The sequence below is a fragment of the Zavarzinella formosa DSM 19928 genome (genome assembly GCF_000255705.1).
In the GTDB taxonomy this organism is placed as follows: domain Bacteria; phylum Planctomycetota; class Planctomycetia; order Gemmatales; family Gemmataceae; genus Zavarzinella; species Zavarzinella formosa.
In genome coordinates this window covers 651,992-672,184 of the sequence record NZ_JH636439.1, presented here as the reverse complement: position 1 = coordinate 672,184, position 20,193 = coordinate 651,992, and the positions used below count along the sequence as shown (strand labels likewise).

Below are 20,193 nucleotides of genomic sequence, written 5' to 3'. Positions count from 1 at the left end.
CGATGAACCCGATTGGCAACAATTATTCCCGGCTCACCCCCCTGGACCCGCTGGCGCCACTGGCTCCGTTGCACGCAGCGCCGACGACCACGAGCGTACCCGCCACCGGAGCGCCGGGAACATTTGAATCGGTCCTCGGACAAGTTCTCGGGCCGGTCAACGACGCCAACGTGAAGGCCGATCAGGCGATCACGGCCCTGGCGACCGGGCAGGCTGAGGATCTGCATCAAGTGAGTCTCGCCGTCGCGCAAGCGGATCTGGCGTTCCGCATGATGCTTGAAATGCGAAACCGGCTGTCGGATGCCTACCAAGAAGTCACGCGAATGCAGGTTTGACGGATCTGACGAAAAGCGAAGCCCACCAAACAATAAGCAGAGATGAACGCACTTAACCAACTCCTGAACCGCTTGAGGACCTTCTGGGCCGGACAATCCGTGTCCCGGCGTGCCCTGTTCGGTTTGTTGGCCCTGCTGATTGTGATTATCGCCGTCGCCAGTTCCGGGGTTGCCACCACCGAAAAATACGGGGTGCTGTATTCCGACCTCGCGCCCGAGGAAGCGGCCAGCATCAGCGCCAAGTTGAAAACCGCGAATGTGCCGCATCGGCTCGACGCCACCGGGACGCAAATCTTGGTGCCCGCCGATGTGCTTGTTCAGACTCGGGTGAACATGGCCGGAGAAGGCGTCCCCACTCGGGGCAAGGGCTTTGAGATCTTCGACGAGGGACAACTCGCCGTTCCCCCGGATGTGCAGAAGATCAACTACCTCCGCGCTCTTCAGGGCGAACTGGCCCGCAGCATTCAGTCGGTCGATTCCGTTCAGTCCGCGCGGGTACATCTGGCCCGGCCCGAGCCGTCGCCGTTTGTCCGGGATCAAAAAGCGGTCACGGCGAGCGTGGTCATCAAATTGAAGCCAGGCAAGACGCTCACACGCCTCCAGGCGGCCGCCATCAGTTCCTTGGTTGCCCGAGCCGTGGAAGGGTTGAAGCCCGAGAATGTCACCATTGTGGACACGACCGGCCGACAACTTTCCGAAACCAAAACCCCCGAGTCCGAAGGCATCCCGACGGCGCAGATGGAGTACCGCCGGGAACTCGAAAATTATCTGGCTTCAAAAGCCGAGTCGCTGCTGGCCGCTCATCTCGGGCCGGGCCGGGCGATCGTGAAGGTCAGCGCGGACATTGATTTCAAACGGTTGCGGGAACGTTCCAAACAATATCTGCAACCAGGCGTGGTCTCGGCCGAGCGATCAATGGAAGAAAAGTCCACCGGCGGGGCACGACCCGGCGGCATCGCCGGATCGGGATCGAACACTGCCCGTCCAAGCGGGGTTCAGCAGGCGGGCGGCACGGGAACTTCAAGCGGCCAGACCAACCAAACGGATTATCTCGTCCCGTTCACAGAACGGGAGACGGAAGACCGGCTGGGGGGAGTCAACCGCATCACCATCGCGGCCATCGTGGATCTGTCCCCCGGCGAAGGGGACGCCGGACGAACGATCATTAGCGTGACGGACGCCCAAGAAGTCATCAAACAAGCCATCGGCTTCAAACAAGGTCGGGACGAAATCAAGGTGACCGACGTTCGTCTGGGCTTGCCGGATAACGCTCCGGAAAACCCGCCCGCCACGCCCGGCCTCATTGATCGAACCTCGGCCATCGTGGCGATTGTTCGCAACGCCGCTCTGGCCCTCGCGGCGTTGGTGATTCTCGGCTTGCTGTCAATGTTGCTGCTGCGGAGGAACCGCGTTCCCCCGGTCACACCGGCCACAGAAGCCGCCGCCGCACCGGCCACGCCCGCCGATCTAGAACGACAAGCCGAGGAACGACGGCGGGCAGAACTTGACGAGTTTGTGGAATTGGCCCGGAACGACCCGGACTTTGTGGTCGAGTTGATTTTGAACTTGCTGGCCGAAGAGGAAGAAAATCCAACCTAATATTTGGAATGTTCTTTCAAATGCCAGGGAGACGTCGAGATGACCGGGGAAGAAACTGTTGCCGTTCTGTTGAAAGCCTTGCCGGTGGATGTGCTTGATACGCTCATGAAGCGCCTGTCACCAGATAAGGTTGAGAAATTGCGTGCCCGCCTGGAGTCGGTCAGGCAAAAACCAACCGGGACAGAACGCCTCGACGGGGCCTTGGAGATCCTCAAGAAACTGGCGGCCGCCCGGGCGGCTGGCATCGATCCCAAAACGAGCGAGGCTCTCGGCAAAATAAACGGTGGTTACCGATTAGGCAAAGTGGGCGAATCTAAAGAGGGGGACAGTGACAAGCCTCGCGTCAAGCCGGTTGAGAAACTTCAACTGGCGGACGAAATTGAGGTTCCAGTCTCCATCCATCACCTGCGGGACATACCGCCGGATCTCTTGGTGCGGGTCTTGCTTGACGAACAAGTTCCCACGCTGGCGATGGTGATGTCGGTGGTCGATCCCAAAGTGGCGATGGAGGTGATGAAGCGTCTCCCGGCCGAAAAACGACCGGATCTGGCCGTGAGGCTGACCCAACCGGTCGCCAGCAACCCGGAACTGGTGGAATTGCTGGCCCAGGCGGTTGTGCAAAAAGCGATCAAACTGGCCTCGGCCCCGACCGAACCGACGGGAGACGACCGGATTCGCAACCTCGCCACCATGTTGCGGGGATTAAAGCGAGACGAACGACTGTCGATCATTGAGGCTCTGAACGTGGCGGATGCCATCGCCTGCAACAAGGTGAAGGAACTTCTTTACCTCTTTGAAGACATTCTGCGGATCGAAGACCGCGCTCTTCAGTTGGTGCTGGTGGAACTGGACACGCCAACCCTGGCGATGGCTCTTTCCGGGGTGGCAGAGGAACTCAAGACGAAGGTGGTGAAGAACATGTCCAGCCGCGCCCAATCGATGCTGAATGAAGAGTCGGGATTGTTGGGAAATGTGCCGCCCGCGAAAGTTCAGCAGGCTCAGACCAAGATCATTGGAATTTTGCGCCGGTTTGAAGAAGAGGGCAAGTTAACCATTGAAGTATGAGAATTATTGCATGAACGAAGAATCCTTCTCGTGCGAGAGTCAACGGATGAATGTTTTAGGCATGGAATGAAAATCCTCTGCGGCCTGAGAATGAAGCCGGAATTTCGGTCTGAGTTCAATCCGGGAGTTTCAAGGCAATGCTAGGAAAACCCTGACAAGGTTTTTCCCCCTGACAGACTTGCAGCCAACGATGCCCTCCCGACTTGTTGAACAGACCGAATCGCCTAGGAAGGGCATGAAGCGTGAAGGAAGTACGCATCAAAATACCGGGAAGGTTACGCAACGTGGCGCGAATGCGACCGGGCGAACAATTGCCCCCGCTGCCAGCCCCGCGAGTGGAACCCCGGCCGAATCCCAAACCTGCCTCGGTGGAAATCCGGCCCGACACAGCCGCCCAGCAGCAGTTGGCCAAACAGATGGCCGCCGACCGGGAATTCATCGAGAAGTCTCTCAAGGAACTTGGGGACGGTCTTCGGCAACTTTACGACTTGCAGCAAAAACAATTGGGGGAACTTCGTCAGGCGGCCGTGGAACTGGCCGTGCTGATCGGGGGACGCCTGTTGCTTCGGGACATCGACGACGAACGGTACGACATCGAAACCATGATTCGCGACATGGTGACGCAACTGGTGGACGATCAACCGGTTGCGATTCGGCTGAATCCAAACGACCAGCAATTGCTCCAAAATCGACTGGCGAACAGACCGTTGTTCCCGGAACGTGAGTGGTCGCCCAAAATCATCCCCGATCCGGCGGTCACACGGGGCGGATGTGTGGTTGAGGGAAAGTTGCAAAGTCTTGTGCATGATCCGGCTTCTGAACTGATGAAACTTCGAGACGAAACGCTGGAGAGGATGACGCATGCTCGGTCTTGATATTCCCACCCTGAGCGCCGGAATCAAATCAGGCCCCATGTTCCGGCCGGCCGGGAAACTCCTGAGCTGCAAGGACGTGGTGATGAAATGCTCCATGCAAGCGGCCGTGGGCGACCAATGCGAGATCATCGTTCCGGGTGGCAAACCCATTCTGGCCGAAGTGATCGGGTTTGAGGGGCCGCATGCGTTCCTCACTCCTTATGATCCCGCCGAAAATGTTCACCCTGGCATGACTGTCATTCGCAAGGGTCGCGGGATGACGATTCCCACCGGCGAAGGTCTTTGCGGCCGGGTGATCGACGGCCTCGGGCGTCCGGTGGATGGCAAGGGGCCGATTGTCGGCTGCCCTCCCCGCCCGGTGAACCGCCCTGCCCCGCAAGCTTTGGAACGCCGCCGCATTCTGGAAAAGTTTCACACGGGCCAGCGGGCTATTGACAGCCTGCTGACCTGCGGCGTCGGCCAGCGGATCGGCATCTTCGCCGGTTCGGGTGTTGGCAAAAGCACGTTGCTCGGCGAAATCACCAAGGGTTCTTCTGCGGATGTGAACGTGATCGCCCTGATCGGCGAACGCGGTCGGGAAGTGGCTCCGTTCATTCAAGATGTCCTCGGTGAAGAGGGCATGGCCCGCACGGTCGTGATCGTGGCCAAGTGCGACGAATCACCATTGATGCGGGTGCGGGCCTCGCAAGCCGCCATTGCCATCGCCGATTACTTCCGGGACGAAGGCAAGAACGTCCTGTTCATGATCGACAGCCTCACCCGGCTGGCGATGGCCCAACGGGAAATCGGCCAGATGCGGGGCGAAGTTCCCGGACCGAAGGGCTATACCTCTTCCTGCTTCCAAATGCTGGCCACCACCATCGAACGACTGGGCAATGCCTCCAAGGGGGGCATCACGGCCCTGCTGACCGTGCTGGTTGACGGCGGCGACTTGGATGAGCCGATTTCTGATTCGGTGCGGTCGCTGGTGGACGGCCACATTATCCTCGACCGCAAGATGGCCGAGAAGAACATCTATCCGGCGGTAAACATCCTCAAGAGCGTCAGCCGGGTTCAACACGACATCGTTGACGACGCTCATAAGGTGGCGGCCGCGAAATTGCGGACGATCTTGTCCATGCTTGAGGAAACCCAAGAACTGGTTCGGATCGGAATGTACAAAAAAGGCGCCGACGCCGCGCTGGACCGGGCCTTGGAACTGAAGCCCCGCGTTGAAGCCTTCCTGAAACAAAAGACCGGCGAACGCTCGACGGCCGAACAAACCCGCCGGGAGATGATGACCATCACCGCCCAATGGCCATTCTGAAACCCCGATATCGGGGCGGCCCGTTTCTCTGATTGATCCGCATTGACTTGCTTCCGTAGAAATGGCATATGACCGCTCCTGACAGGGAGGCGGTAACCCCGTGCAAAAATTTGAATTCCCCCTCGAACGGCTACTCAAGATTCGCAGGCAACAGGAACGCCTTGCGGAACTTGAGGTGATGCGCGCCATCGCCGCCGTCGATGCGGCCAAGGCCCGCGTCGAGGAACTGCGGGAAAAGCTCCGTCGCCATTCCGAACAGATGACCCAATTCGTCGGACGCACGCTGTCCCCGCACGAGTGGGTGGCCGGATGCGACTTTTCCAATCATCTCGGCCAGTCGATCACTCAAGCCCTCAAAGAAGTCGGGTTGGCCGAGCAGCGTGTTGCCGAGGCTTCCGCGAAGCGCACCGAAGTCGCCAGCGAAGCGGAGGCCATGCAATCTCTCCGCGACCAGCAGTATTCCCAATTTAAGCAGGAACTGCAAAAATTCGATCAGGAGCGCGTGGACGAAGCGGGTCTGCGACGCTGGCTGGCATCGGCCCCGGAACGAGAGTAAATCCCCATGAAAAATGTCATTTTGCTCGGCGTGGTGGCGGTGGTGCTGTTCTCGGTGTCGGCCGGGTTGTCCCTGTATTTGAACACCCCGAAACCAACAGAGGAAGCCAAGACCACGGAGACGCCGAAAAAGGCCAAGGCTCCCGCCGAACCGGAATCCGACCGTCCCATCGTGCGCTCAGCCACCAACATGGGCGCGGATGACACTTCCAAACTGGCCGCCCAATTGCGGGAACAACTCGGCACCGTGAGGGATCGCGAGGCAAAACTGGAAACCCGCCAAAAGCAAGTGGAACTGATTCTTCAAGACATTCGCGCGGAACGCGATGTGCTGGACCGGCTTCGCATTCAAGTGGGCGCCGAACTCAAACTGGTCGGCGAAAAGTCCGGCGACTTGGACAAAAAGTTCGCCGAACTCGAAACCGAACGCAAAAAATTGGCCCAAGGAACCGCCGACCTGTCGCGGACCCGCACTGAATACGACAAGGACGAACGAGTCAACCTCGGCAAGATGGCCACTCTGTACGACGCGATGGCCCCCGAAAACGCCGCGAAAATCCTCCAGCAATTGGCCGACACCGGCAAGATGGAGACCGCCGTAAAAGTGCTGGCTCAGATGAAAGCGTCCAAGGCTTCCCGAGTCCTTTCCGAAATGCCGGACGCCGCCCTGGCCGCCCAACTGCTGGAAAAGATGAAGGGCCTGAAACCCGCTCCGGTGACTTTGCCCGAAGGATGAGAGGTAATGACCAATGAAGAAATGACCAATGACCAAACTGATCGTGTTGTTATGGTCTCATCCGGGTAAGTGAGCAAATCCTGATTGGTCATTGGTCATTCCAAGTTCCGAGTCGTCACCCAGCAGGAAGACCCCAATCATGTCGAATGGATTCGACTGGCGACGGCTGGCTCCCAAGAAGCGATTTGCGACACTCGCCATCGGCGGGTTGTTTGTGATGTTCGCCGGGTTGGTGTTGCCGAAACTCTTCGTGAACCAACCTGAATTCTCCGGCGGGTCACCGCCTCTGGCTGGTCTTCAACCTCCGGTGATCGACGAGGGGCCGTCGCTTCCGGCCATGCTGGCCCGATTGGTCTTCGGCTTGCTGATAGTCTCCGGATTGATCGTCGCCACTGTCCGATTCTTGAAACAGCGGCAACTTCGCCCGGCCGCCGCTGAGGCGAAAAATCCCATTGAAGTTTTGGGGTTTCTGCCGGTGGGACGGGGATTGGTCTATCACGTAAAAATCGGCCACCATCACCTGCTGGCGGGAACGGATGCCTTTGGCTTTAAAAGCCTCTTGCAATTACCAGCGATTTCGGCGACGACGCCTCCGGATGAGGAAAAGGATGAACTGCCGATCATCATCAGTGAACGGGTGAGGGCCGCCTTGCCGGTTTGAACACGCAAAATGGCCAAACTCGCAGGGAGGTGAGTCGTCATGGATCTCGTCGAACTATTCAACCGGGCCGCCGGAAACGAGGGGATTCAAGGGCTGTCGCAACCCGTGCAGATCGCTCTGTTGCTAAGCGTCTTCACGCTGCTGCCCGCCGCCCTGATGACCACGACTTGCTACACGCGCGTTATCATTGTGCTGTCGTTCGTCCGGCAGGGATTGGCCACGCAGCAAGTGCCGCCCAATCTGGTGCTGACCGGTCTGGCGCTCTTCATCTCGTTGTTCATCATGAAGCCGACCTTCGACGAGGTCAACGAACAGGCGATCAACCCTTACCTTCAAAAACAAATCAACGGCAACGAAGCGATTCGCCGAGGCCTGATGGCCCAGCAAAAATTCATGCTTCGGCAGACCCGCAAACAGGATCTCGCGCTGTTCCTCAGCATGTCCGGCGAAACCAGCATTCAAGAACCGGAACAAACGCCTTTTGTGGTGCTTGTTCCCGCATTCATCATCAGTGAATTGAAAACCGCCTTCATCATGGGCTTCTGTATTTATCTCCCCTTCCTGATGGTCGATCTCGTGGTGTCCAGTGTCCTCACCTCGATGGGGATGGTGATGATGCCCCCGGCGTTGATCTCGGCGCCGTTTAAGATTTTGTTGTTTGTGCTGGCTGATGGCTGGCATCTGGTCGCCAGGGCGATCACCGCCAGTTTCCTTTGAGGAAGGGATCGTCCCATGAACGTCAACCAGATTTTGGAAATCAACCGCGACTTGTTCTACACGGCGTTGATCGTCGCCATGCCCGCGCTCGCTATTAGCTTGTTGGTGGGCTTGCTCGTGAGTTTGTTTCAAACAGTCACCAGTCTGCAGGATCAAACCATCGGCTATGTGCCGAAAATACTTCTGGTCGGCCTTGTGATCGTGTTGACGATGGCTTTCTCGCTTCAACAAGCGGTGGACTTTACCTATCGAATGTACACCCATGCCGCCGGGGTGACGCGATGACGCCCGCCCTGGCCGCTTACATCGGTCTCGTTCTCGCCCGTGTCGGGGCCTTTGTGGCGGTGATGCCCCTCTTTTCCGGGCGAACGCCTCAAACCGTTCGGGCGGCATTGGCGATTGCCCTCACGGCTTTCTTTCTCGCTCAAGTGACACCGGCCTGGGACGGCCGAATCGCCGGGCAGAACCCGGATATTCCCTGGCTCATGTATTCAATCGCCATGATCCGCGAGACGATTCTGGGCGCGGGGATGGGATTTGCATTCGGATTGTTTCTGCTGCCGCCCCGCATTGCCGGGGAATTCCTGACCACTCAAATCGGGCTGGCGTTGTCCCCTCAATCGGGAATCTCCGGGGATCAACCGGCGGGACCGTTGACTCTCGCCTTCGAGGCCGCCGGTTCGCTCATGTTCTTTGAACTGGACGGGCATCACTTTGTGCTGATGGCCTTGCACGCCTCGTTTGCGAAACTCCCGCTCGGTGGAGACATGCTTCCGCAAATCGCGGGGCCGGCCCTGCAAGGATTGTCTGCCTCTTATGAGCAGGGAATGATGCTGGCCGCCCCGTTGGGGATGTGCCTGTTTTTGCTGGCGGTTGTGCTGGCCATCATGGCCCGCGCCGCGCCGCAACTCAACATTTACTCGGTCGGGTTTACCCTTCAAGTCTTCGTTGCGCTGGCCGGATCGTTCTTGCTAATGTCGGACATGCTCGGAATGATGGCCGGTCATCTCGGCCGGATCGGGGCCTCCCTCAACGCATTCATGGAGTGACCGGGGAATGGCCGAGGAAGCGGACAATGAGGACAAGACATTCGACGCCTCCCCGCGCCGCCGGGAGGAAGCCCGTTCACAAGGCCGGTATGTCTTCTCACAGGATCTCGCCAGTTCGGTGATGCTGATCGCGGGAATCACCGGGTTGATGATGCTCGGCCCGTGGATGGGCAGCCACATGCTGAGCGCCTTCCGTAGCGATCTTTCCAGCCTTTTCCGGGAAGAACTCACTCCCGAACACGCCCGCGACATTCTCGCCGTCACCTATACCCGCGGGGTAACCATCGTCGGGGGGTTATTGGGCCTTTTGTTCTTGGCGGCCTGCGCCGTTGGCTTCCTTCAGGCGGGATTCCACATCAGCCCCGAGCGACTGGAACCAAACTTCGACAAACTCAATCCCACCAGTGGTTTCCAACGGCTGTTCTCCATCGGGGCGGTGGTCAAGGGAATCTTGGCCACACTCAAGGTGGTGTTGCTCTTTTGGGTAGCCTATTCCGTTCTGCGGGGCCGGGCGGGGTTGGTGTTGTCCCTCGGGCATGGCACCGTGGCTGCGGCGACCGACACGGCATGGCGGCTCATCATGCGAATCGCCCTCATCATGTCCGTGGTAATCGCAGCCTTGGGCATCGCGGATTACGTGTATCAGTTTCGCAAGTTCGAGGGTTCGTTGCGAATGACCCGCGAGGAATTCGAGCGGGAGAACAAAGAGGACGACGGCGACCCACGCATCAAGGCCCGCCGTCGGCAAATTGCCCGCGACCGCTTGCGACAGCGGATGCTTTCCAATGTGCCGAAATCGACCGTCATCATCACCAACCCGACTCACTACGCCGTTGCCCTGAAATACATCCAAGGGGTTGATGCCGCGCCGACCGTGGTGGCCAAAGGGAGCGGCGTGTTCGCCCGCCGCATCATGAGACTGGCCGCCGAGAACAATATCCCCGTGCTGGAACGGCCGGAATTGGCCCGAACACTGTTCCGGGCGGTCAAGGAAGAACAACCGATTCCGAGCGGACTGTTTCTGGCGGTGGCCGAAGTGATCGCATTCGTTTACAAGCTTCGCGGAAATGTGCGGAGAGGGTGAGGCGTCATCAAAGCAATGATGTCTCTCGAAGGCAATCTAACCCTTTTCGAGCCAATGCTTTTCGACTTGCCCGGAAAATCGCACGATTTTGGTTGGGTTTTGTTTGATTGTTAATCTGGGCAAGAATACTTTACCCAGACCGGAAAGACATTTTCTTCCGCGATGAATATTGGTATTGGACGTGAAATCTTGGGTGGCTTTTTGCACCCAGACAGGAATTGGCGGCCTTATCCAAGTCGCCAATGAAGTACGGTTTGACCAATAGGAATTTCCCGCAGGCCGTGAATAATCGGTTTGTCGGGAAGCCAGATCATGGCCAACGAAATGACGGGAATCCCGAACCCGGTCAATCTCGCCCGAAGCGAGTTGGTGCTGTCGGGCGCGCTGCTTGGATTATTGGTTCTGTTTCTGATCCCGCTGCCGCCGCGGGTCCTGGACGTTCTCCTGGCGTTTAATCTCTCGGCAACCATTCTGCTGCTGCTGGTGACGCTGGGAGTGAGACAGGCTCTTGAGTTTTCCGTCTTTCCATCATTGCTGTTGCTCCTGACCTTGATGCGGTTGGGATTGAACGTGGCGACGACGCGGTTGATTTTGTTGCAAGGCAATGCCGGTGATGTGGTGGCCGCCTTCGGACAGTTTGTTGTCGGCGGCAACCTCGTGGTCGGCTTGGTGATCTTTCTCATCTTGGTTGTGATTCAGTTCATTGTGATTACGCGCGGGGCCAGCCGCGTGTCGGAAGTCGCCGCGCGTTTCACATTGGACGCCATGCCCGGCAAGCAAATGGCCATCGACGCGGATTTGAACGCGGGGGTCATCGACGAAAAACAAGCCCGGACTCGCCGAAGCGATCTGATGCGGGAGAGCGAGTTTTATGGGACGATGGACGGGGCCAGCAAGTTCGTCCGGGGGGATGCGGTCGCCAGTTTGATTATCACGGCGATCAATCTCGTCGGCGGCATCATCATCGGGGTCATCAACGGCCAGTCAATCGCGGTGGCCATCCGGACATATTCGATTCTGACCATCGGCGACGGTCTCATCACCCAGATCCCGGCGCTGGTCATTGCGACGGCTTCCGGCATCTTGGTGACCAAATCCAGTTCGGACTCGAATCTCGGACAGGAAATCAGCCAGCAGTTGGGGATGAGCAGCACATCGATGAGGAACGCCTCGTTCATCATCATGGGCCTCGGGGTGGTCCCCGGCATGCCGACAATCCCCTTCCTCTTGCTCGGGGCCGGGATGTTCTTCTTGGCCCGGCGAATTTTCCGGACGAAGCAGGACAAGGAAAAAGAAACGAAATTACAGGAGCAGTCCGACAAGGAAGTCCTGCCGCCGGTCAAATCCCCGACGGAAGCGTATTTGGATGACTTTCTGCAAGTGGACCGCATTGCGGTGGACCTCGGGGCGAGATTGATCTCACTGGTTGATTCGCGAGGCGGATCCGGGCTGATTGACAAGATCGGCTTCATGCGGCGGGAAATCGCCCGGCAAAGCGGCCTGTGGGTTCCGATGGTTCGCATGAAGGACAACATCGGCATCGACCCGGAATCGTATCGCATTTTGATCGGCGGCCGGGAAGTGGCCCGAGGCGAACTCCGGGTAGGATTGTTGCTGGCGGTCGATCCCGGAATGGCGACCTTTACAATCGAGGGCGAACCGACGCGAGAACCGGCTTATAACCTTCCCGCCGTATGGATCGCCCCGACGGATCGACAACGGGCCGAGTTAGGCGGCTATAATGTTGTTGATCCACGAGATGTGTTGATTAACCATCTGGCCGAAGTGATCCGAAGACACGCCAGCGAACTCCTGAGCCGGGAGGACATGAAGACGCTGATCGACAAGGTAAAGGAATCATCCCCGGCCGTGGTGGAAGAGTTGATTCCTGGCCTGCTGCCAATGGCCACCGTGCATCGTGTGATCACAATATTGTTGGAAGAACGGGTGCCCGTCACCAACATGACACGAATCTTGGAAAGTCTGGCGAGCAATGGTGCATTGGTTAAAGATGCTGCGGAACTGGCCGAACGAGTGAGGCTGGACATCGGCCGGGCCATCTGTGACCGATTCCGCGATGAAAACGGCGTTCTGCGGGCGATCTGTCTCGACCCAATGGTGGAGATGGAATTCCGGGCGGCTTACCGCGAGCGGACGCAACCGCCGGACCCAAACCGCCTGAATGGACTGATTAACAAAGTCGAGTTGGAGAAAGTAAAAGCCAACGCCCAAGGCCGCGAAATCTGTCTGGTGGTTGACTTGGGGATGCGGCGGATCTTCCGCACCTTGCTGACCAAACCAATCACCGACCTGAGTGTGTTGTCCCACCAGGAAATACCCAACGATGTCCCCCTCAAGGTGGACTCAATCGTCGGATTGCAAGATTTGGCGGCTCGCTGACGGATAAACGACCAAAACCATTGAGCGGCCCCCTCCCTTGGAAACCGCTCCCCGGACCTTTGGCCGACGCGCAACATGAGGAACCCGACCGTGACCGACCAACTTAAGGATTACCGGCGAGCCCCGCAGGCAAAGACTCGGGATGAATTGATCGTGTCCCACCTGCCGCTGGTCAAACATGTGCTGGGTCGGCTGGTCGGTGAACTCCCGAGCGGAGTGGATATCGAGAATCTTGAATCGGCCGGTGTCCTCGGTCTGGTGGAAGCAGCCAACAAATTCGATCCTGATCGCAATGCCCAATTCAAAACCTTTGCATTCCTTCGGGTTCGCGGCGCCATTCTCGACGAACTTCGCCGCAACTGCCCGCTGCCGCAACATGTTCTCGAACGGGTGACCAAGATTCGCCGGGCCTATCGTGATCTGCCCGCCCCGGTGAGTGTTGAAGAACTTTCTCGGGCAACCGAACTGACCGTGGATGAGGTGACGGACACTCTCGCCGCGATGCGAATGACCAAAATGGTGTCGTGGGAACAGACCGCCCAGCCCAACGGCCTTGGCCTGATGGAAAATGCCGAACCGCCGGAAGCCGAATTGGAGCGATGGGAACGGATTCAGATGTTGACGGACGCAATCGAATCACTTGACGAGCGGTCCCGCATGGTCATCACGCTTTACCACAAGGAAGACCTGCGGCTGAAGGAAATTTCGGTCATCATGAAATTGTCCGAATCTCGCATCTCCCGCATTCTCACGGCGGCGATGTTTGAACTGGGCGAGCGTGTCCGGGGGCGTGAAGCCAAATCTGACGGCTCGGCATTGACCTCGACAACCAATCCCGCTTGAGGTATCCCCACGGCGGTGACTGCATGGGGGATGAACGCCGATGACCGATCCCGATTTGAAAGCTGCGCAGGCCAGGGCCGTCGTGCAGGGCGGGAACATCCGTGTGGCCGATGAATCCGCCGTTGTTGGCCGTCCCCGACCGCAGGGAGCCATCAAACCAGAGTCCAAGGTCGAATTAATCCGCGAAGGCGGGCAGATTCGGGGCGTTGAAGTAATTTGCGGATGCGGCGAACGGATTCGCCTGCGATTCGATTTCGAGTGAATCCACCCGGTCCACGGAAGGAGCCAGGGATGCGTTGGCGAAAAACCACCATCGCGGGACTTGTGTTCGGCGCTCTCAGCGGCGGTTTGACGGGCTGCTCCCCCTTCAGGCCGCTCGTCGTCCCGAATTATTCCGATACCCCCAACCGCGTGTCACCCGGCCAGTCGAAAGATGGTTCGGGACTGGCCGATCAGGAAGAGACGCCTGCCTCCGGGCCGGAATTGGACAAGTCTCCCGCCCCCGACCCGGAATTGGGCAAGTCTCCGGGTTCTGTAACCGATGATGAAGTTAGGGATTCTAACGCCGCCGGGAAAAGCGGCGGGATCTCACTGGCGGGCGAACGAACCAAAATGTTCCCGCTGCCGCAACAAGTGCGCCGGGCGAATGATGAAAGCCCCGGCCAGAAAATTCTGCCGCCGAAGACCCAAGATCCGGACGGCAACACGCCGCGACCGTTGATCCCGACACCGATACCGGTGGTTGATGCGAAAAAGCCGGTCGAAGGCCCGAAGATTGTCAACGGCCCCTATACGGCCGGACGACCGGCTGATTTGAACTTGCGTTCAACGCCGACAGCCAGCGGAGCCATGCTCAACCTCGGGCCGAACGACTCGGCCGTGGAACGGGCGGTCGAACTGGCGAAATTGCTTGACGGAGCCGATGCCGAGAATCGGAGCTTGAACAACCGGGTGAAAACCCTCGAACTCGCGCTGGAAAATCGCGAAAAAATGCTCCGTGAGGATGAAGGGGAAATCACGAAAGCTTCGCAGGACTTGGTGCAATCCCGCGCTGAACTGCAACGTCTACGGGATGAATTTGTCAAGGTCCGGGCCAAGCTCAAGATGGTCGAGAAAGAAGATCTCGACACGCTTCGGCTTATTATTCAGGCCCTGGAGAAACTGTTGGACGCCCCTCCGCCGGGGTGACCCAACACCAAGGAGAAAACCGGCGTGCGAATGACCATCGGTTTCCTCCTGCTGACGATTCTGGCGGGCTGTCATGGCCCGCAACGGGTTGTTTCGCCGCCGGGATGCGACCCCGTGTACTCGCAATATCATCTCGAACAGTTCCAATGGGCCGGCGTTTCCCGTGTTTTGGTGCTACCGTTTGCAAATGAAAGTTCGTACACGCGGGCCGATGAGGAAATTGCCCGTGCTTTCCGGGCCGAACTGCAACAGATGGGGCGGTTTGAGGTGGTGGCCGCCCCGCCGGATGACATCGCCCGACTATCGGAGCAGATTCACCGCAACGGCCACTTCAGCGAAGATGCGATGATTCAATTGGGGAAGTGTTTTAAAGCTGATGTCGTGGTTCATGGCACGGTGACGCAATATTCCCCCTATCCCCGGCCGCGAGTCGGGATCACCATCCAAGCAGTGTCCCCGTGGGAAGGAAAAGTGGTGGCATCTGTGGACGGTTTGTGGGACTCGAACCACCTGCCCATCGCCAAACGGGCGCAGAACTATTACTTGCAACGGCGTGACGAACGCACGCCCTACCACGAGGCCAACTGGATTTACCAAGACGATGGCCATGCGGACGAACTGGCTCTGCTCTCACCGCAACTCTACCAGAGATGGGTGAGCAGCGAACTGGCCGCCATCTTGGTTCAAGACCCTGGCACCGTCGGCCAAGTGTTTGCCCCACGGGGAACAAAGGCCCAAACTCCCGCGAGACCGCCGGAACCGCTGAACATGACTCCCATTGGCCCGCCGATGCCCGTCGGTCAGCAGCCAATGCCGGCGGGAGTGAAGCCCGTCGCCGGCCGTGAACCTGATATTGCCCCGAAAACCGAAACTCGTTATAACCCCCGGCCGTAGGGATCCTCCCAGGCCAAACCACTAGAAGTTGCACCCAGGAGATTCCACATGTCCGACAAAGCTCCCGCCCCGAAGAAAGCCGGTGGCAAAAGCAAACTGATGCTCATCGTCGTCGCCCTTGCCAGCATTGGCGGCGGGGCGTCCATTCCGATGGTGATGGCCAAAGGCTCGACAACCGAAGCCGGTCATGGTGATGAGAAGAAAAAGAAGTCGGGTTCCGAACACGCGGCGATCAATGTGCCGTTCGGCGATGTTTGTGTGAACCTCGCCGACGAGCGCATGAGCCGATATCTTCGGCTCAAGATCATCCTCAAAGTCGAGGGAGTGACGGACGAGAAGATTGGCGTGGAACATCTCGCCACCTTCAAGCCCGTGATGAAGAACTGGCTGATCAGCCATCTGGCCGGAAAATCCCTCAAGGAAATCTCCGGCACGATGGGCGTGAAGAAGATTCAGCGGGAAATTCTGGAAAAGTTCGAGGAGATCATGACCGCCGAACAGGAGGCTCATGGCCACTCCAAGGTGCACATGCACTTGAAAGAGATCCTGTTCGAGGAATACGTCGTGCAATGACAAGCCAGCCGTTTGATTTCCGACAGCCCCCCGCGAGCAACCTAGAGACCAAGACAATGGGCTGGCTCCGGGAGGCCTGTGGGATGGCCCCCCGAATCTGGTCCAAGATCCTGCCTTTCAAGATCGATCTGTATGTCGAACGGGTCAACGCCATGTCGGCGGTGAAAGCCCTCGACAACCTCTCCGAAGGTTTGGTGGCATTCCGGTTAAAGCTCGATCAATTCCCGGAAATCGAGCCACTTCTCATGCTGCCCCGGCCGCTGTTGCTGGCCCTCATCAATGGTTCGCTGGGGGTTGTCTCAGAAACTTTGCCGGAAGACCGCGAACTCTCGACCGTCGAAAACTCCATCTGCGATTTTCTCATCAACCAGTTGATCCTCAAAATTCTTGGGGACTCTTGGCCTGCATCCATCCACCCGAAGTTCACGATCAGCGTCCGGGGGGAACCCAAGGGTGTCAGCAGGCTCCCGCCGAATGATCTGGTCGTGGTTAGCGTGTTGCAATTAAACGGACCTTTTGGCTCCCAACCGATCACACTGGTGATGCCGAGATCCGCGCCGCTCACGGAACTGGTGAGGCCATCCGTTGATCCGGTGCCGGTGCGCCCCGTCGCCAAAGAGCTCTTGGAGGCTCTTGTCTGTGAAATGCCGGTGGATCTGGCGGTTTTGCTCGGCAGCACGGATTTGACGATGTTACAGGTGGCGACACTCCGCGCGGGGGATGTCGTGGTCCTCGGCCAAAAAGTCAACGAACCCCTGCGTGCCAAGGTCGCCGGGAAGGATAAATTTGCTGTATGGCCCGGAGCAGTCGGGCGTCGGCAGGCCGTCCAGGTTGACACGATGCTTGAACAATAAGGGGAACGCATGAGCACACCGTCAGCCGACCCCGGACCCATCCCCGATGTCGAATCGCCCCCCGATCCTCGCGAGGATTTTGGCGAGCCCGCGCCGGACGAGATTGTCGCCCGAATGGCTGAGTTTTCACAACTCACGCCCGAAGGGGGAACAACAAAACCATCATTGCAATTTCTGACTGATGTGCCGGTCACGATCACCGCTCGTCTCGGACAGGTGACGATCCCCATCGGCGAAGTACTAAAACTCGGGCCGGGTGCGATCTTGGAGCTGGACCGCGACGTGAGCCAGCCCGTGGAACTCACCGTGAGGGGGATGGTCTTCGCCCGCGGGGAAGTGGTGGTGGTGGACGATCATTTCGCCATCCGCATCAAGGAACTGGTCAGCCCTCGGGGCCGGGGATCGCGATGAGAAGGTGGCTCATTCTCGGGCTGTTCGCCATCTCGTCTCCTGTGCGGGCCGCAGGGGAACTGGCTTATACCCCGCCGCCGATGCCCGAACCGCCGAGCGTGGACGCCATGCTTTTTCGGTTGTTCGTCTGGACCGGGGTTTTGCTGGTTTTGTGCTTGGGGCTGTTTTGGTTCTCCCGTCGCCTTCAACGATCGGCGAAACCGGGAATGAAGTCCGGCGGGATGGAATACATCGCCTCCGTTCCGCTCAATCGCAAATGCGCTCTTCATGTGATCGAAGCCAACGGACAAAAAATCGTGGTGGCGACGGACTTGGGTGGCATCCGAGAGATGCTCCCACTGACCGATTCGTTTGCAACGGTTTTGCAACATGCCGAAGAAAATTGATTGTCACTTCACGCTCGCGTTTGAGTATAATTTGAACTAAATTGCGAACGTTGGCCTCCCCGCAAAACACCACCTTGGCGTTGCATCCATGAAATACGCACTCACCCTGGCCGGCGGTCTCCTCGCCGGTTTTCTTTGGGCCGAAGCCCCGGCAGTCACGAAGGCGGACCCCGTCCGTCTCCCCGTCCTGATCGAGCAATTGGGCAGCCCGAGATACAAAGAGCGTGAGAAAGCCGCCGCCGAGTTGGTGCGGATGGGTCGCGGAGCCAAGATCGCCTTGCTGGAAGGGGTCAAAAGCAACGATCCCGAGGTGAGTTCCCGTTGCCAGCAACTGCTGCCCCAAGCCCTCACCCTCGATTTGCTGTACCGAATCGATTTGTTCCTCAAGGACACCGAAGGCAAGGAAAAACACGATCTCCCCCTGTGGAAACTTTTCCAAGAGAAGATCGGCGGAGACAACGACTCTCGCAAACTCTTCGCGGAGATGCTCAAAACCAACGCCGCGTTGTTGGAAGTCATCGAGGAACAACCGAACAAGGCAACCGAACGGATTCAGCATCGATCCAACGAAATGTATCAGGAAATGTTCGGCAACCCCTTCGGGGGGTTCCGGGGCGGCTATCGGCCAAACGCCCTGAACCCGGCCGAACTCGCCTGCGTGCTGTTCGCCTGCTCCACTCCGGCCTACAAGCCGACACAACCGGACTGGATGCTCTCCAACCTCTACAACCAGCCACAGTTCACGAACCTCCTCAAGGATGAAAAGACGGGTGTTGGCTATCGCAAGGTGTTCTTCAACTATCTGGACGGCCGGATGGACGACAACACGATTAACCAATGCGTCTGGATGCTCGCCCAACACAACATCAAGTCGGCCGCCGATGTGGTCGCCAAGGCTCTCAAGGATGGCAAGGCCACGCAGATTTACACCAAGGCCAGCGCCATTTGTTGCGTCGGCACTCTCGGGAACAAAACCAACATCCCGAATCTGGAACCGTTCTTGAAGGAAACCAACCAGATTCAAGGCTTCGTGATCGGCGGCAATCGCGGGGAAGTGAAACTTCAGGATGTGGCACTGGCTAACATCATCCACCTGAGCGGCAAGAACCCGAAGGATTACGGGTTCAAAATGTGGAACGTCTACCCGAACCAACTGATTCAATACCACCAACTCGGTTTCTCTTCGGAAGACGACCGCAAGGCGGCCTTCAAAAAGTGGACAGACGAGAACAAGAAGTAATTTTTGACCACTCCCAACCCGCTGGCTTCCGGTTGATTTTTTTCAACCCAGCGGGAATTGCAAGCGGGCCAACTTGGCCACCGGGTCATGTTCGGTTTGGAAGGCCAGTTCCACCGCGGCCGTCCGGCTTACCCGCACCTTCACCGAGGACACTCGCCCCAGCGGAACGCCGTCCATATAACCCATCAACGGGCGTTTATCCGTGTCCAGCGTGGTCATTTCCACTTCCGTATGGATCGGCAGCACGGCCGGCCGCCAGCCCATCGGCGTCAGCACGTTCGAGCCTACGATGGTCAGCACCGGAGTGTTGAACGGCAACGGTGTCGCCCCCATCGCTTTCGCATAAGACGTGGACCCGGCCGAGGTCGAAACGAGCGCCCCATCACACACCAATCGTTCGATGCGGCACACTCCATTGATGGACAATTTCACCCATGCTGTTTGACCGGTGGCCCGCTCTACCCACACTTCGTTAAAGGCATGCCCGGTCACGGTTTTGCCATCCACGGTGACAGCCTCGGCCCACAGTAATGGCAATTGATAGAGCTTCAATTCTTGTTCCCAGAACCGCGTCTCCCGGTCATTGAGAAGAAACCCCAAGTGCCCGGTGTTCAACCCGTAAAACGGGCAACGGTCCCGCCAATGCTTGCGGATCGCCCGGAGCATTGTGCCATCACCGCCCAAGACGACGATCAGATCCGGATCGCATTCGTTGATGTTGAAATCTTTGGCCAGTTGCCGGGAATCGGCGTTGGCTTCGTCGTAATAGAGTTTCACGCGAGGATGGTCGACGCGAAACATCGTCTCTGTCCGCGGGGGCAGGCTGCGGTAGAGACCGTGCCGGATCACATAGCGGCATACTTCTGGAGTAAGCCATTCCTCAACCGTTTCTTGGTTGTAAATCCGACCCCGGATCGCCGAGGCCGGAAGATATGGCCCCACTTGAAGGATGGTGTGATGGGCGGGCAATTCCTCGGCAAGCGGTTCGTGCCCTTGCCGCAGGATCACGAACGAGCCGTTCGCCCACAACCATTCCCCCCGTTCCCACGAAGACCGGATCGAGCAGGCATGACCGCCTCGCACAAACTCCATCGGAACCACGTAACTTAACTCGCCACGGCTGGCAAACCGGCGCTCAATCTCGCTGGTGAGCGGTTCAGATTGCTCTTCGAGACTGAAGAGTTCCACATCCACGCCACTGATGCCGCGAAAGGCCAAGTCTGCCATCGCCGCCCGATATTCCGGCGGCGTGTCCGAAACCGTCCGGTGGTCGGATCTTGCCCCATAAGGGATGACAATCACCTCATCGAAGGTCTGACGCAGAAGCGCGGCCAGCGTCCGGTGATGCAAGCTCGGCGGATCAAAACTCCCGCCCAAGACGGCGACCTTCGGCATGTGGGACTCCGTTGGTGAATGACCGAT

Annotated in this window: 23 protein-coding genes; 22 read left to right on the top strand and 1 reads right to left on the bottom strand. The window is 58.3% G+C overall.

Going from position 1 to position 20,193, the window contains the following annotated elements; all coding sequences use genetic code 11:
* Positions 1–2: 2 nt before the first annotated feature.
* From fliE to BGIM_RS0103625, 22 genes are all read left to right on the top strand, one after another.
* The gene (fliE, locus tag BGIM_RS0103730; protein WP_020468457.1) at positions 3–335 is read left to right on the top strand and encodes a flagellar hook-basal body complex protein FliE; all 333 of its coding nucleotides are present in this window, start codon (positions 3–5) and stop codon (positions 333–335) included.
* A 42-nt stretch (positions 336–377) separates the two neighbouring features.
* Complete coding sequence (fliF, locus tag BGIM_RS0103725; RefSeq protein ID WP_020468456.1) at positions 378–1,934, top strand: flagellar basal-body MS-ring/collar protein FliF; 1,557 nt, start codon at positions 378–380, stop codon at positions 1,932–1,934.
* 39 nt (positions 1,935–1,973) lie between these two features.
* Positions 1,974–2,999, top strand: coding sequence for a FliG C-terminal domain-containing protein (locus BGIM_RS0103720; protein ID WP_020468455.1), 1,026 nt, complete (start codon positions 1,974–1,976; stop codon positions 2,997–2,999).
* A 293-nt stretch (positions 3,000–3,292) separates the two neighbouring features.
* Positions 3,293–3,874, top strand: coding sequence for a FliH/SctL family protein (locus BGIM_RS0103715; RefSeq protein WP_020468454.1), 582 nt, complete (start codon positions 3,293–3,295; stop codon positions 3,872–3,874).
* Positions 3,861–5,180, top strand: coding sequence for a FliI/YscN family ATPase (locus BGIM_RS0103710; RefSeq protein WP_020468453.1), 1,320 nt, complete (start codon positions 3,861–3,863; stop codon positions 5,178–5,180). Before BGIM_RS0103715 ends, BGIM_RS0103710 begins: the two co-directional genes overlap by 14 nt.
* A 100-nt stretch (positions 5,181–5,280) precedes the next feature.
* Positions 5,281–5,736, top strand: coding sequence for a flagellar export protein FliJ (fliJ, locus tag BGIM_RS0103705; protein WP_020468452.1), 456 nt, complete (start codon positions 5,281–5,283; stop codon positions 5,734–5,736).
* A gap of 6 nt (positions 5,737–5,742) precedes the next feature.
* Positions 5,743–6,471: a MotE family protein gene (locus tag BGIM_RS0103700; RefSeq protein ID WP_020468451.1), complete on the top strand. Its 729-nt coding sequence runs from the start codon at positions 5,743–5,745 to the stop codon at positions 6,469–6,471.
* A 139-nt stretch (positions 6,472–6,610) separates the two neighbouring features.
* Positions 6,611–7,132: a hypothetical protein gene (locus tag BGIM_RS0103695; RefSeq protein ID WP_020468450.1), complete on the top strand. Its 522-nt coding sequence runs from the start codon at positions 6,611–6,613 to the stop codon at positions 7,130–7,132.
* Between the two features lie 39 nt (positions 7,133–7,171).
* Positions 7,172–7,849 (top strand): flagellar type III secretion system pore protein FliP, encoded by a 678-nt coding sequence (fliP, locus tag BGIM_RS0103690; protein WP_020468449.1) that lies wholly within the window; start codon positions 7,172–7,174, stop codon positions 7,847–7,849.
* Between the two features lie 15 nt (positions 7,850–7,864).
* Positions 7,865–8,134 carry a flagellar biosynthetic protein FliQ gene (locus BGIM_RS0103685; protein WP_020468448.1) on the top strand — a complete coding sequence of 90 codons (270 nt, stop codon included), beginning with the start codon at positions 7,865–7,867 and terminating at the stop codon, positions 8,132–8,134.
* Positions 8,131–8,898: a flagellar biosynthetic protein FliR gene (locus BGIM_RS0103680; RefSeq protein WP_020468447.1), complete on the top strand. Its 768-nt coding sequence runs from the start codon at positions 8,131–8,133 to the stop codon at positions 8,896–8,898. Before BGIM_RS0103685 ends, BGIM_RS0103680 begins: the two co-directional genes overlap by 4 nt.
* A 7-nt stretch (positions 8,899–8,905) precedes the next feature.
* The gene (locus tag BGIM_RS0103675; protein WP_020468446.1) at positions 8,906–9,982 is read left to right on the top strand and encodes an EscU/YscU/HrcU family type III secretion system export apparatus switch protein; all 1,077 of its coding nucleotides are present in this window, start codon (positions 8,906–8,908) and stop codon (positions 9,980–9,982) included.
* A gap of 312 nt (positions 9,983–10,294) precedes the next feature.
* Entirely contained in the window at positions 10,295–12,382 is a 2,088-nt protein-coding gene (gene flhA, locus BGIM_RS0103670; protein ID WP_020468444.1) for a flagellar biosynthesis protein FlhA, read from the top strand.
* A gap of 90 nt (positions 12,383–12,472) precedes the next feature.
* Positions 12,473–13,225, top strand: coding sequence for a sigma-70 family RNA polymerase sigma factor (locus tag BGIM_RS0103665; RefSeq protein WP_238537511.1), 753 nt, complete (start codon positions 12,473–12,475; stop codon positions 13,223–13,225).
* 40 nt (positions 13,226–13,265) lie between these two features.
* On the top strand, positions 13,266–13,487 hold the full coding sequence (locus BGIM_RS0103660; RefSeq protein ID WP_020468442.1) for a hypothetical protein: 222 nt from the start codon (positions 13,266–13,268) through the stop codon (positions 13,485–13,487).
* Between the two features lie 29 nt (positions 13,488–13,516).
* Positions 13,517–14,413 carry a hypothetical protein gene (locus BGIM_RS0103655; protein ID WP_020468441.1) on the top strand — a complete coding sequence of 299 codons (897 nt, stop codon included), beginning with the start codon at positions 13,517–13,519 and terminating at the stop codon, positions 14,411–14,413.
* A gap of 24 nt (positions 14,414–14,437) precedes the next feature.
* Positions 14,438–15,307 carry a hypothetical protein gene (locus BGIM_RS0103650; protein ID WP_157368591.1) on the top strand — a complete coding sequence of 290 codons (870 nt, stop codon included), beginning with the start codon at positions 14,438–14,440 and terminating at the stop codon, positions 15,305–15,307.
* A 48-nt stretch (positions 15,308–15,355) separates the two neighbouring features.
* Positions 15,356–15,880 carry a flagellar basal body-associated FliL family protein gene (locus BGIM_RS0103645; RefSeq protein WP_020468439.1) on the top strand — a complete coding sequence of 175 codons (525 nt, stop codon included), beginning with the start codon at positions 15,356–15,358 and terminating at the stop codon, positions 15,878–15,880.
* Positions 15,881–15,963: 83 nt separating this feature from the next.
* Complete coding sequence (locus tag BGIM_RS0103640; protein ID WP_020468438.1) at positions 15,964–16,734, top strand: FliM/FliN family flagellar motor switch protein; 771 nt, start codon at positions 15,964–15,966, stop codon at positions 16,732–16,734.
* A 9-nt stretch (positions 16,735–16,743) separates the two neighbouring features.
* The gene (fliN, locus tag BGIM_RS0103635) at positions 16,744–17,145 is read left to right on the top strand and encodes a flagellar motor switch protein FliN (RefSeq protein WP_020468437.1); all 402 of its coding nucleotides are present in this window, start codon (positions 16,744–16,746) and stop codon (positions 17,143–17,145) included.
* The gene (locus tag BGIM_RS0103630; protein WP_020468436.1) at positions 17,142–17,531 is read left to right on the top strand and encodes a flagellar biosynthetic protein FliO; all 390 of its coding nucleotides are present in this window, start codon (positions 17,142–17,144) and stop codon (positions 17,529–17,531) included. Before fliN ends, BGIM_RS0103630 begins: the two co-directional genes overlap by 4 nt.
* An 88-nt stretch (positions 17,532–17,619) precedes the next feature.
* Positions 17,620–18,771 (top strand): hypothetical protein, encoded by a 1,152-nt coding sequence (locus BGIM_RS0103625; protein ID WP_020468435.1) that lies wholly within the window; start codon positions 17,620–17,622, stop codon positions 18,769–18,771.
* Positions 18,772–18,813: 42 nt separating this feature from the next.
* Here the strand turns inward: BGIM_RS0103625 and BGIM_RS0103620 are convergent, their stop codons facing one another.
* On the bottom strand, positions 18,814–20,166 hold the full coding sequence (locus tag BGIM_RS0103620) for an NAD(+)/NADH kinase (protein WP_020468434.1): 1,353 nt from the start codon (positions 20,164–20,166) through the stop codon (positions 18,814–18,816).
* Positions 20,167–20,193 lie beyond the last annotated feature (27 nt).